General features: G+C 67.7%; 11 protein-coding genes. 8 read left to right on the plus strand and 3 right to left on the minus strand.

Going from position 1 to position 12,579, the window contains the following annotated elements; genetic code table 11:
- Positions 1-91: 91 nt before the first annotated feature.
- Positions 92-868: a class I SAM-dependent methyltransferase gene (locus tag CK625_RS12830; RefSeq protein ID WP_172425176.1), complete on the minus strand. Its 777-nt coding sequence runs from the start codon at positions 866-868 to the stop codon at positions 92-94.
- A 4-nt stretch (positions 869-872) separates the two neighbouring features.
- On the opposite strand from CK625_RS12830, the gene gloB reads away from it, so the two are divergent.
- Entirely contained in the window at positions 873-1,733 is an 861-nt protein-coding gene (gloB, locus tag CK625_RS12835) for a hydroxyacylglutathione hydrolase (protein WP_095540724.1), read from the plus strand.
- 14 nt (positions 1,734-1,747) lie between these two features.
- Positions 1,748-3,493 (plus strand): transglycosylase SLT domain-containing protein, encoded by a 1,746-nt coding sequence (locus tag CK625_RS12840; protein ID WP_238945665.1) that lies wholly within the window; start codon positions 1,748-1,750, stop codon positions 3,491-3,493.
- Positions 3,494-3,619: 126 nt separating this feature from the next.
- Here the strand turns inward: CK625_RS12840 and sbcB are convergent, their stop codons facing one another.
- A complete protein-coding gene (gene sbcB / locus CK625_RS12845) occupies positions 3,620-5,062 on the minus strand; it encodes an exodeoxyribonuclease I (RefSeq protein ID WP_095540725.1) in 1,443 nt (480 codons plus the stop codon).
- Between the two features lie 140 nt (positions 5,063-5,202).
- On the opposite strand from sbcB, the gene CK625_RS12850 reads away from it, so the two are divergent.
- Both CK625_RS12850 and CK625_RS12855 read left to right on the plus strand, forming a co-directional pair.
- Positions 5,203-5,430, plus strand: coding sequence for a DUF904 domain-containing protein (locus CK625_RS12850; RefSeq protein ID WP_095540726.1), 228 nt, complete (start codon positions 5,203-5,205; stop codon positions 5,428-5,430).
- Positions 5,427-5,843, plus strand: a complete 417-nt coding sequence (locus CK625_RS12855; RefSeq protein WP_095540727.1) for a cell division protein ZapA — start codon at positions 5,427-5,429, stop codon at positions 5,841-5,843. The genes CK625_RS12850 and CK625_RS12855 overlap by 4 nt, the downstream gene beginning before the upstream one ends.
- A gap of 337 nt (positions 5,844-6,180) precedes the next feature.
- On the opposite strand, the gene CK625_RS12860 is transcribed toward CK625_RS12855, so the two are convergent.
- Positions 6,181-6,945, minus strand: a complete 765-nt coding sequence (locus CK625_RS12860) for a uracil-DNA glycosylase (protein ID WP_095540728.1) — start codon at positions 6,943-6,945, stop codon at positions 6,181-6,183.
- 172 nt (positions 6,946-7,117) lie between these two features.
- Between CK625_RS12860 and purH the strand changes: the two genes are divergently transcribed.
- From purH to ndk, 4 genes are all read left to right on the plus strand, one after another.
- Positions 7,118-8,704 carry a bifunctional phosphoribosylaminoimidazolecarboxamide formyltransferase/IMP cyclohydrolase gene (gene purH, locus CK625_RS12865; RefSeq protein WP_172425177.1) on the plus strand — a complete coding sequence of 529 codons (1,587 nt, stop codon included), beginning with the start codon at positions 7,118-7,120 and terminating at the stop codon, positions 8,702-8,704.
- Positions 8,705-8,976: 272 nt separating this feature from the next.
- A complete protein-coding gene (fabI, locus tag CK625_RS12870) occupies positions 8,977-9,768 on the plus strand; it encodes an enoyl-ACP reductase FabI (protein ID WP_095540729.1) in 792 nt (263 codons plus the stop codon).
- Positions 9,769-10,121: 353 nt separating this feature from the next.
- Positions 10,122-11,918, plus strand: a complete 1,797-nt coding sequence (locus tag CK625_RS12875; protein WP_238945666.1) for an extracellular solute-binding protein — start codon at positions 10,122-10,124, stop codon at positions 11,916-11,918.
- Positions 11,919-12,077: 159 nt separating this feature from the next.
- Complete coding sequence (ndk, locus tag CK625_RS12880; protein WP_095540730.1) at positions 12,078-12,503, plus strand: nucleoside-diphosphate kinase; 426 nt, start codon at positions 12,078-12,080, stop codon at positions 12,501-12,503.
- The last annotated feature ends 76 nt before the right edge of the window (positions 12,504-12,579 follow it).

Genomic DNA, 12,579 nt, shown 5'->3' on the forward strand with positions numbered 1-12,579 from the left:
GCTGTTTATACCTGCAAAAGCCTTGGCAGACCGAGCCTGGGGCGCCATGCCCGGGCTGCCGCGCGTGGCAAGTGTTGTTTTTGCCGCCCAATCAAATTGGGTGGGAAAGTGGGTGGGGCGCCTGGCTTTGGGCGGCCGGTGGCGGCCCGGGCTGCGCCGTGCGGGGCGTGGGCTGCAGCGCCGTGGCCGCGGCGCTGGCCGGCTGGGTGCGCCACTGCGGGCCGATCAGGCGCGCGCCATGCACTTTCTTGACGGCCACGATGAAATAAACGCCGCTGAACACCGGCAGGCGATCCTGCAGCAGGCGGTCGATCCAGGCCAGGCGCTCATACCACTGCGGCCGGTGGCCGTTGGGGATGTGGCAGCCGAAGAACTGCGCCTGCAGCTCGAAATCCAGCAGCGCCAGCCAATCGCGCAGGCGCTGGTGGCCAATGGCGGCGCTGGCCGGTTGCAGGCGGCGCGGCGCGCGCGCGCCCAGCAGCAGGCGCGCCGGGTTGAAGCCGCTGATGATGAGCCGGCCTTCGGGGCGCAAGGTGCGCGTGGCCTCGCGCAGCACGGCGTGGGGCTGGCAGCTGAGCTCCAGCCCGTGGGGCATGACGATCAGATCGAGTTGGTTGTCCGCAAAGGGCAGGGCCTCGGGCGCGGCGCACAGGTCGGCCGCTGCGTCGCCGGGCCACTGCGGAGCCAGCTGCCAGGTGTGCGCAATGCGGCTGGTCTGCAGCGCGGCAATGCTGGCCACGCCGATGTGCAGCGCGTAGTAGCCAAAGACGTCCTGCACGGCGTGCGCATAATGGCGCTGCTGCCACTGGCGCACGTACAGGCCGGCAGCGCTTGTCTGCAACCATTCGTCGAAACGGGTCTGTGGCATGGCCATGGAGAAACAACTGCATTGGCGCGCGATCGAGGCGCTTTCCGATAACTACATCTGGCTGTTGCACGAAGCCCCGGCGGCGGCGCAAGAGCAGGCCGCGCAGGCCGTGGTGGTGGACCCAGGCGATGCCCAGCCGGTGCTGCGCTGCCTGGCGCAGCAGGCGCTGGCGCTGCAGGCCATTGTAGTGACCCACCACCACGCCGATCACACGGCCGGCATCGCTGCGCTGCAGGCCGCGCACCAGGCGCGCCACGGCGCGCCGCTGCCGGTCTATGGCCCGGCTGCGGAGGCCATCGCTGGCGTGAACCGGCCCGTGCGGGATGGCGATGCCATCGAGCTGCTGGGGCTGCACTGGCAGGTGCTGGCCGTGCCGGGCCATACGGCCGGGCATGTGGCCTACTTCGTGCCGGCCGCGCCCTTGGCCGAGGAGGGCCTGCGGCCCATGCTGTTCTGTGGCGATACGCTGTTCTCGGCCGGCTGTGGCCGCCTGTTCGAGGGCACGGCCGCGCAGATGCTGCATTCGCTGCAGCGCCTGGCGCAGCTGCCTGCAGATACGCTGCTGTGCTGCGGCCATGAGTACACGCTGGCCAACATGGCCTTTGCGCAGGCCGTTGAGCCCGATAATGCGCAGTTGGCCGCCGCCTTGCAGCAGGCGCGCGCGCTGCGCGCGCAGGGCCTGCCCACGCTGCCGGCCATGCTGGGGCAAGAGCGCCAGATCAACCCCTTTTTGCGCAGCCGCGAGCCGGCTGTGCGCCAGGCCCTGAGGCATTTTCTGCAGGGCCAGCAGCGCGCTGATGAGCCGCCGCCGCAGGACGATGCGCAGTGGTTTGCGCTGCTGCGGGCCTGGAAGAACCAATTCTGAAAACAGTGAGCGGTGTGAATTTCGTAACGGTATGGGCGCGCGTGCGCTTTTGGCTGGCCTCGGCAGGGGCCTGTGTGTTGGTGGGTTGCAGCACGGTGCAGGCCCCGCTGGGCGATGACGCCGCGCAGGCGCGAGCGGCGCAGTCCGGCGAGCTCTCGCCCATCGAGCATGGCCGCCTGCAGTCCTTGCGCGTCAATGGCCTGGAGCCGCCGCGCGACGTGTGGCAGCGCATGCGCGCGGGCTTTGCCATGCCCGATCTGCAATCGCCGCTGGTGCACGACCGCGAGCAGTGGTATGCCAGCCGGCCCGACACCATGCTGCGCATGAGCGAGCGCTCGCGCAAATACCTGTTTCACATCGTCGAGGAGCTCGAGCGCCGCGGCATGCCCACCGAGCTGGCGCTGCTGCCCTTCGTGGAGAGCGCCTACAACCCCGGCGCCGTCTCCAGCGCCAAGGCCGCTGGCATGTGGCAGTTCATGCCGGCCACGGGCACCTACTTCGAGCTGCGCCAGAACGCCTTCCGCGACGACCGGCGCGATGTGCTGGCCTCCACGCGCGCCGCGCTGGATTACTTGGAAAAGCTGCACGGCATGTTCGGCGACTGGCATCTGGCGCTGGCGGCCTACAACTGGGGCGAGGGCAGCGTGCAGCGCGCCCGCGCAAAAAACCAGAACCAGGGCCTGGGCGTGAGCTATCTGGACTTGCGCATGCCCGAGGAAACGCGCTGGTATGTGCCCAAGTTCCAGGCCCTGAAAAACATCGTGCGCGACCCCGAGCGCTTCAACGTTGTGCTGGCCGACATCGGCAACCACCCCTATTTCGAATCGGTGGAAATCCGCCGCGACATCGACGTGGCCCGCGCCGCGCAGCTGGCCGGCATCAGCGAGGCCGACTTCCGGCTGCTCAACCCCGCGCACAAGGGCCCGGTCATCTTCGCCGCGGCCACCTCGGAAATCCTGCTGCCCTGGGACAACGCCGAATTCTTCAAGAACAACCTGGCCCAGCTGCGCGATGCGCGCCTGGCCAGCTGGACGGTCTGGACGGCGCCGCAGCGCATGCCAGTGGCCGACGTGGCCAAGAAGGTCGGCGCCGACGAGCAGGCCATCCTGAGCGTCAACCGCATCCCCAAGGGCATGCTGATCGAAGCGGGCGCGGCCCTGCTGGTGCCGCGCTCGGCCTCGCTGCTGGTGGATGTGGCCGCCGAGATCGCGCAAAGCGGCCAGCTCAAGCTCGCGCATGCGCCCAGGCCGCAGCCCGCGCTGCGCCGCAGCAGTGCCGTGGCGCGCAAGGGCGACACCCTGGACAGCGTGGCGCGCCGCCACGGCGTCAGCGTCAGCGACCTGTACAAGTGGAACCGCCTGGGCCGCAATGCGCGCCTCAAGGCCGGCCAGAAGCTGGTGCTGTACCAGGCGGCCCCCCAGGGCGCGCGCAACGCCAGGGCCGCAGCCGGCGCGAAAAGCAATGGCAACGGCAACGGCAACGGCAATGCCCGCAAGGCCACGGGCGGCAAGGCCACGAACGGCAAGGCCAATGCGGCCAGCGCCAAGTCGCCCGGCAAGGCCGCTGGCAAAGCGGGCAGCACCAAGGCTGCCAGCGCGGGCAGGGCCACCGCTGGCAAATCCGGCAGCAAGCCGCTGGCCAAGGGCAAGGCCCAAGCCAGTCAGACGCGCAACGGCAAGGCCAAGGTCAGCAGCGCCGGCAAGTCAGGCAACGGGAGCAAGGCCGCCAAAGCGGGCCAAGCCAAAAGCACGCGCCGCTGAAGGCTGGCGTAAAGCCCGCAGCAGGCAGCGCACCACACAACGCGCAACGCCCGCCGCGCATGCAAGGCGCGGCGGGCGTTGTGTTTGGTGATAGGTGCGAGGAATCCCTTCTGAGAACCGCGCCGCTCAGGCCTCGGGCACGATGGCATCGGCCCATTCATACAGCGCGGCCAAGATGTCCTGCTGCGCCTCGGTCGCGGTGTCTGACAGGGCATCGACTTGCTCCATCAGCTGCTCGGCCGTGCGCGCGCCGCCCGCGCCGTCGATCAAGACCGCCTTGCGGTGCTGCTCCCAGCGCTGGCGCTGGGCCTCGTCCAGGCTTTCGGGGTGGTTGCGGGCGCGGTAGAAAAACACCAGCTCGTCCAGCCGGGCATCGTCAAAGCCCAGGTTGCCGGCGGGCCATTGCGCCACCGGCTGCAGCAGCAGGCGCTGCAGGCGCTGGCGATCGGCATCGCCCACGAAGCCGCCGTACAAATCCTGCTCGGCCGGCAGAGGCTGCGCCGGCGCTGCGGGGCGTTGGAAGACCTCGGCCCACACCGCGCTCATGTCCGGCAAGGCGCGCGCCGCTTGCGCGTGGCGCTCGATCTGCGCCCAGTCCAGCCCCCAGCGCTGTTGCAGCGCCGGCGTCAGCACCTTGCAATTGCCCACCACCATGGGCGATTTGTTCAAGTGCACCGTCTTGATGGGCAGGCGCTGCACGCCCTCGGGCAGATTGGCCTGGCGCGTGAACAGCCGCTGGTGGATGCTGCGGGCATCGAGCTCGACCAGCTCGCTGGGGTCGTGCGCCAGATTCCAGGCAATCAATTCATTGCGGTTGTGCGGGTGGCTGGCCAGCGGCCACATCACGGCCAGGCAGCCCTGCTCCACAGGGAACATGCCCGAGACATGCACGAAGGGCCGCGCCTGCGCCGGCGCTGCGGGCAGGCCCAGCTCCTGGGCCACGGCCCGCTTGTCGCGCAGGCGCAGCGCAAATTCGAACAGACGCTCGTTGCACTGGCGCAGGCGCCGCGCCAGTGCAATCGTGGCGCGCACGTCGGAAACGGCGTCGTGCGCTGCCTCATGCGCCAAACCGTTGGCAGCGCTCAAGACCTCCAGCCGAAAGCTGACCCGGCCATCCTCGCCCAGCGGCCATTGCAGACCATCGGGGCGCAGCGCATAGGCCATGCGCGCCACGTCCAGCAAATCCCAGCGGCCATTGCCATCGCGCCACTCGCGCGCATAGGGGTCGCGCAGATTGCGCCAGAGCAAAAAGCGCGTGAACTCATCATCAAAGCGAATGGTGTTGTAGCCCACGCCAATGGTGCCCGGCTGCGAGAAGGCATCGTGCACGTGCTGGGCAAACACCGCCTCGCTCACCCCCTGCTGCCAGGCGCGCTGCGGCGTAATGCCCGTGATCAGGCAGGCCTGGGCATCGGGCAGGTAATCCTGCGGCGGCTGGCAAAACCACTCCAGCGGCGCCTGCAGCTCATTGAGCTGCAAATCGGTGCGAATGGCCGCAAACTGCGCCGGCCGATCGCGGCGCGGATCGGCGCCGAAGGTCTCGTAGTCGTGCCACAGAAATGTCTGCATGCATCCCCATTTCTTCGCTGAAAAACACTTGGTCCGAGAGCCGAGGGCTCACCGGCGCGGGCGATTGTAAGAGTGGGCCTGGGCAAGGCTGGCGCGATCCTGACGGCCCGCGCGGGCCCTGGCACTACAATCGCGCCCTTATGGACACGCCCAACGCATTGACCACCCGACTGGCCGAGCAAATCGACCAGCTGCTGGCGCACCTGGACGCCAAGGAAAGCGACAACCTGCGCCTGCGCCAAGAGCTGTACAGCCTGGTGCAGGAGCGCGATGCGCTGCAGGCGCGATTGCAGACGGCCCGCATCCGGCTCGATGCCCTGCTCGAACGCCTGCCCGCCATCCAAACCGCACTGGAGAGCGGACAATGAACCAGGTCGAAGTCAAGATCCTGCAGCAAAGCTACACCCTGGCCTGCAAAGAAGGCCAGGAAGACCGCCTGAACGAGGCCGTGCGCGCCGTGGACCTGGCCATGACGCGCATTCACGACACCGGCAAAGTGCGCGCGCGCGACCGCATCGCCGTGCTGGCAGCCCTGAACCTGGCCTACGAGCTGGCCGATCTGCGCGAGCAACTGCAGCGGCTGCAGGCCCAGTCGCCGCATGCCGCGCCTGCGCCCCAGCCCGGCGGCACGGGCGATGAGGGCCTGGCCCTGGCGCAATCGCAGGCCCTGCAGGCCTTGGTGGGCAAGCTCGATGGCGTTCTGGCGCAGCTGGCTCCGGCGTCTGGCGGCGTTGCAGATCGCAGCGGCACGGCGCCCGATGCCTCCGCCCTGGCCCAATGAGCTGGGCTGAGCGCGCCAATTGCCGTAAAATGCCCCCGTCTGCTTCACTGCTGGGCTTTATATTTCCTTGAACCAATGCTCATTGAGCTCGGGTTTGGAACATCATCTGGCGGGCGTGATCATCTCGCGTCAGATGAACCCAACGCCAGGTTGACCGGACCCACCTGATCCTCCGGTTCAGGCTGCCGGTCCAGCGGCTCGAAGCAGACACTGTTTTCCCCCAGCGCTGCCGTGGCACACACGGCAGCGCTTTTTCGTGCCCGCGCGCCGCATAGCGCACCAGCCCGGCCCAGCCTGCCGCAGCGTGCGGCCCAAAGCCTTTGCTTTGAATAGGCGCTCAAGGCCCTTCCTGGCTGGCAGCGGCCTGTTGCTGACGGAATGCCTTGGCCGCGCTGAAGTGGCCGCAGCCGATGAAAGGGCGCGGCGGCCTGGTAGCCGACAGCGGCGAGGGGTGATTGGCCAACAGCACAAGATGGCCCCGATCGGGCGGGATCAGCGCCTGCTTGGACTGCGCGTGCGCCCCCCACAGCATGAACACCACCGGCCGCGGCCCCTGCGCCACCTGCGCGATCAGCGCGTCGGTCAGCACCTCCCAACCCTTGCCAGCATGGCTGGCGGCCTGGCCTTCCTCGACCGTCAGGCAGGTGTTGAGCAACAGCACGCCATTTCTGGCCCACTGCACCAGGCTGCCGCCCGGCTGCGGGAAGGCCGGCGGCGCCACGCCCAGGTCGCGCTGCATTTCCTGGAAGATGTTGCGCAGCGACGGCGGCAGAGGCACGCCCGGCGCGACGGAAAAGGCCAGGCCCTCGGCCTGGCCGCGGCCGTGGTAAGGGTCCTGCCCCAGGATCACCACGCGCACATCCTGCGGCGCCGTCAGCTCCAGGGCGCGCAGCGGCTGCGGCGGGAAGATGCTGGCGCCCGCATCCAGGCGCTGCTGCAAAAAGGCCAGCAGCGCCTGGCCTTTCGCGCTGCCAAAGAATGCGCTGGTGGCCGGCATCCATTCTGGGGCCACAGGCCAATCGACGGGGTCGGCGCTGAGCAGTTGATCGGCCGGCAGGGCTGCACTATGGACTGGGCTTGAATTCACGTTGGCACTCTCCATCGCGGGACAGGGGTTGACCAGCGCCACTCCGACTGCAAGGCACAAGGCGGGCGCTCGCTGGCCATTGAGCTTCCATTGTGCGGCCTGTTGGCGTCACCTCCCGGCAGGGCGCGCCGCCACAGCTCCTACAATGCGCAGCTTTTTCCGCTCCCCCCTATTGCTTTCGAAGCCCATGACTCTGACCGCCCTGCTCTCCGTCTCCGACAAAACCGGCATTGTGGAATTCGCCCAGGCGCTGCATGCGCAGGGCGTGCGCCTGCTCTCCACCGGCGGCACGGCCAGGCTGCTGGCGGGCAGCGGCCTGCCCGTGACCGAGGTGGCCGATCACATCGGCTTTCCCGAAATGCTCGATGGCCGCGTCAAGACCCTGCACCCGCGCATCCACGGCGGCCTGCTGGCGCGGCGCGACCTGCCTGCGCACATGGCCGCGCTGACCGAACACGCCATCCCCACCATCGACATCCTGTGCGTGAACCTCTACCCCTTCGAGGCCACCGTGGCCCAGCCCGGCTGCACGCTGGCCGATGCGATCGAGAACATCGACATCGGCGGCCCGGCTATGGTGCGATCGGGCGCCAAGAACTGGAAAGACGTGGCCGTGCTGAGCGATGCCAGCCAGTACGCCCAAGTGGTGGACGAACTCAAAGCCCAAGGCCGCGTGAGCCTGGCAACGAAATTCGCGTTGTCGGTCGCCGCCTTCAACCGCATCGCGCAGTACGACGCGGCCATCAGCGACTATCTTTCCTCCATCACTTTTGACGAAAACCAGATCAACGGCGCGCCCGCGCGCACCCTGTTTCCGGCGCAAAGCAACCCCGCCTTCATCAAGGTGCAAGACCTGCGCTACGGCGAAAACGCCCACCAGCAAGCGGCGCTGTACCGCGACCCGCAGCCCGTGCCCGGCAGCATCGTCACCGGCCAGCAATTGCAGGGCAAGGAACTGAGCTACAACAACATCGCCGATGCCGACGCCGCCTGGGAATGCGTCAAGCAATTCGACGCGCCGGCCTGCGTCATCGTCAAGCACGCCAACCCCTGCGGCGTGGCCGTGGGCCAAGATGCGGCCGAGGCTTATGCCAAAGCCTTTCAGACCGACCCGACCAGCGCCTTTGGCGGCATCATCGCGCTCAACCGCCCGCTGGACGGCGCAGCGGCCGAGCAGATCGTCAAGCAATTCGTCGAGGTGCTGATGGCGCCCGCCTTCACGCCCGAGGCGCTGGAAATCTTCAAGCCCAAGACCAATGTGCGCCTGCTCCAGATCGCCCTGCCCGAGGGCGCGCCCGCCTGCGCCAACCGCCTGGAATACAAGCGCGTGGGCTCCGGCCTGCTGATCCAGAGCGCGGACGACCATGCGCTGGCGCTGGCCGACCTGAAGGTCGTCACCCACAAGCAGCCCACGCCCGAGCAGTTGCAAGACCTGCTGTTTGCGTGGAAGGTGGCCAAATTCGTCAAGAGCAATGCCATCGTCTTCTGCAAAGACGGGCAAACGCGCGGCGTGGGCGCGGGCCAGATGAGCCGCCTGGATTCGGCGCGCATCGCCAGTATCAAGGCGCAGCACGCCGGCCTGTCACTAGACGGCACGGCGGTGGCCAGCGACGCCTTCTTCCCCTTCCGCGACGGGCTGGACGTGGTCATCGACCACGGCGCAAGCTGCGTGATCCAGCCCGGTGGCAGCATGCGCGATCAGGAAGTGATCGACGCGGCCAACGAGCGCGGCGTGGTCATGGTCTTCAGCGGCGTGCGCCACTTCCGCCACTGAGCGCCTGCTGCAAGCAGGCCAGGGGGCCTGGGCGCCCTTCACAAAGCAAAACGCCAGCCGCACTCCATGCGCGGCTGGCGTTTTGCTTTGGGTCATTCCTGCTGCGGCCGGCCCTGCTGAAGCGCCTGGCACCGCAATCGGTGGCGCAAAGCCGTTGATTGCCCATGCGAGAATCTCGCCCCACAAGCAGGGCCGCCCCCGTGCGCCGTGGCGCAGCAGAAAAATGGGTAAGCAGGCCCCTATTCCGCATTGCAACGACAAGGAGTGTTTCCATGGGTTTTCTCAGCGGCAAGAAATTGCTGATCACCGGCGTGCTGTCCAACCGTTCCATTGCCTACGGCATTGCCAAGGCCTGCCACGCCCAGGGCGCCGAGCTGGCTTTCAGCTACGTGGGCGAGCGCTTCAAGGACCGCATCAGCGAATTTGCCGCCGAGTTCGACTCCAAGCTCGTGTTCGATTGCGACGTCAGCGATGACGCGCAGATCGAGCAGCTTTTTGCCGACCTGGCCGCGCACTGGGGCCAATTCGACGGCTTCGTGCACAGCATCGGCTTTGCACCGCGCGAGGCCATTGCGGGCAATTTTCTGGACGGCCTGACGCGCGAGAACTTCCGCGTCGCGCACGACATCAGCGCCTACAGCTTCCCGGCCATGGCCAAGGCTGCGCTGCCGCACCTGAACACGGGCGCTTCGCTGCTGACGCTCTCGTACCTGGGCGCCGAGCGCGCCGTGCCCAACTACAACACCATGGGCCTGGCCAAGGCCAGCCTGGAGGCGAGCGTGCGCTATCTGGCCGAAGCCGTGGGCCCGCAGGGCATCCGCGCCAACGGCATCAGCGCCGGCCCGATCAAGACCTTGGCCGCCAGCGGCATCAAGGATTTCGGCAAGCTGCTGGCCAACTTTGCCGCCACCTCGCCGCTGCGCCGCAACGTCACGATCGAGGACGTGGGCAATGCCGCGGCCTTTTTGCTCTCCGATCTGGCCGCGGGCATCACCAGCGAAATCCTCTACGTCGATGGCGGCTTCAGCCACACCATCGGCATGCCTTCGCCGACCGAGGGCTGAAGGCGCGGCCGAGGGCGGGCGCGCAGCCTGCCTGCCAGGCTTTCTTTGCCCCGCGCGCAGAGCGCCACAGTGAAACCGCTGGCCGAGCTGTGAAGCTGTGCACGGGCTTGGCACAGGCGCTGTGAAGGCGGTTTGCCACGAAGTGCGCATGACTGTTGCTGGGGCAGAATGCCCGCATGGACGATCGACTGCTTTTCTGCCCCGGCGGCGCTGGCGGGCTGTTGCTGGCGGCGGCGGGGCTGCCGGCCTTTTTCAAACGCAAACGCGCTTTCACCCGTGGCCCAGGGGATGCCCCGGCCGCGCGCTGCCGTGCGTGGCTGGCGCTGGCGCGTGGGGGCGTTCTCTGCGCCGCCTTGGCTGGTGCTGTGGGCGCGGGCATTGCCCAGGCCGAGCCGTCCCACGCCTACGCGCTGTGGGGCCAGCCCAAATACCCGGCGGGCTTTGCCCATTTCGATTACGCCAACCCGGCCGCGCCCAAGGGCGGCGAGCTGCGCCTGGTGAGCAATCTGCGCAGTTCCACCTTCGACAAGTACAACCCCTTCACCCTGCGCGGCTCGGCCCCGGCCTATTTGCAGGCCATGCTGTTCGAGAGCCTGCTGACTGGCGCGCTGGATGAGACTTCCACCGGCTATGGCCTGCTGGCCGAGAGCGTGGATGTGGCGGCCGATCGCCTCTCGGCCACCTTCCGTATCCGCGCCCAGGCGCGCTTTCACAATGGCAAGCCGGTGCTGGCCGAGGACGTGCGCCACAGTTTCGAGACGCTCATCAGCGCCCAGGCCGCGCCCGGCTACGCCACCTTGCTGGAAAAAGTCGCCCGCGCCGAAGTGCTGGATGCGCGCACCGTGCGCTTTCACTTCAAAAGCCCCGATCGCGAGCTGCCGCTGGTGGTGGGCGGCCTGCCCATCTTCAGCCGCGACTGGGGCCTGGGCGCAAACGGGCAGCGCAAACCTTTCGACCAGATCATCACCGACACGCCCATTGGCAGCGGCCCCTACCGCATCGGCCCGGTCGTCTTCGGGCGCGACATCACCTACGTGCGCGACCCCGATTACTGGGGGCGCGAGCTGGCCGTCAACGCAGGCGCGCACAACTTCGAGCGCATCACCATCCGCATCTACAAGGATGCGACCGCGCGGCTGGAAGCGCTCAAGGCCGGCGAGTTCGATCTGATGCAGTTTCACAGCGCGGGCGACTGGGCGCGGCGCGTCAAGGGGCGGCGTTTTGACAGCGGCGAGCTGGTCAAGGCCGAGTTCGAGCACCGCAACCCCACGGGCTTTCAGAGCTACTTTCTCAACCTGCGCCGCCCCCATTTGCAAGATGTGCGCGTGCGCCGCGCCCTGGCCCTGGCGATGGATTACGAGTGGATGAACCGCCGCCTGTTCTACGGCAGCTACCGCCGCGTCCGGGGCCTGTTTGGCAACACCCAATGCGCCGCCGAGGGCCTGCCCAGCGCCGCCGAGCTGGCCTTGCTCGAACCCTGGCGCGGCCAGATCCCGCCCCAAGCCTTCGGCCCCATGCCCGAGCCGCCGCGCACCGACCACGGCGAGCACGGCCTGCGCGAGAACCTGCGCCAGGCGCGCGAGTTGCTGGCCCAGGCGGGTTGGACGCTGCAGGGCGGCACGCTGCGCAACGCCCAGGGCCAGCCGCTGGTGCTGGAGGTGATGGACAGCAACGAGGCGGGCATCCGCACCGTCGCGCCCTGGCAGCGCAACCTGCAAAAAATCGGCATCGAGCTGCGCTTTCGCGTCGTCGATTTCGCGCTGATGCTCCAGCGCATGGATGCGTTCGACTACGACATCACCTCGCTGAACATCCAGGGCACGCACAACCCCGGCCAGGAATACGCCCAGCTCTTTGGCAGCGCCGCCGCAGAGCAAAACGGCTCGGCCAATTACAGCGGCCTGAAAAGCCCGGCGGTGGACGCCCTCATCGCCCGCATGGTGCAGGCAGGCACCCAGGCCGACTACCAGGCCGCCTGCCGCGCGCTGGAGCGCGTCGTCACCGCCGAAAACGTCATGGTGCCCGCCTGGTACGCCAGCAACTTCCGCGTCGTCTACAACGCCCAGCGCCTGGCCTTTCAAGCGCCCATGCCGCCGTATGTGCAGGTGATGGAAAACTGGGCCATGGCCTATTGGTGGCGCAGGCGCTGAATGGCCGCGCTGGCCCTGCTGCCAGCGCCGCAGGCAGGGCAGGCGGCGCCCATCCCGGGCCGCTGCGCACCACGGGCCGCGGGCTTCGTGCAGACCATCCCTGGCAAAAAGTTAGAATCACGGGTTTTTTCCGTTTCTTTCAACCCATTGGGATCTTTTATGGCAATCGAACGCACCCTCTCCATCATCAAACCCGATGCCGTGGCGAAAAACGTCATTGGTCAAATCTACGCCCGCTTCGAGAACGCCGGCCTGAAAATCGCCGCCGCGCGCATGGTGCATCTGTCGCGCCAGGAGGCCGAGCAGTTCTACGCCGTGCACAAGGAGCGCCCCTTCTTCAAGGATCTGGTGGACTTCATGGTCTCCGGCCCCGTCATGGTGCAGGTGCTCGAGGGCGAGAACGCCATCGCCAAGAACCGTGAGCTGATGGGCGCCACCGATCCGAAGAAGGCCGACGCCGGCACCATCCGCGCCGACTTCGCCGACAGCATCGACGCCAACGCCGTGCACGGCTCGGACGCCGCCGAGACCGCCCAGGTCGAAGTGGCCTTCTTCTTCCCCGGCCTGAACATCTATTCGCGTTGATGGCCCATCCGGTGCGTCTGGCTGCTTTGGCAGAACGCACCGGAACCTTTTTGGGGCTGCGCCGCTCTTTCACGGC

The organism is Vandammella animalimorsus (assembly GCF_002285265.1).
In the GTDB taxonomy this organism is placed as follows: Bacteria; Pseudomonadota; Gammaproteobacteria; order Burkholderiales; family Burkholderiaceae_C; genus Lampropedia.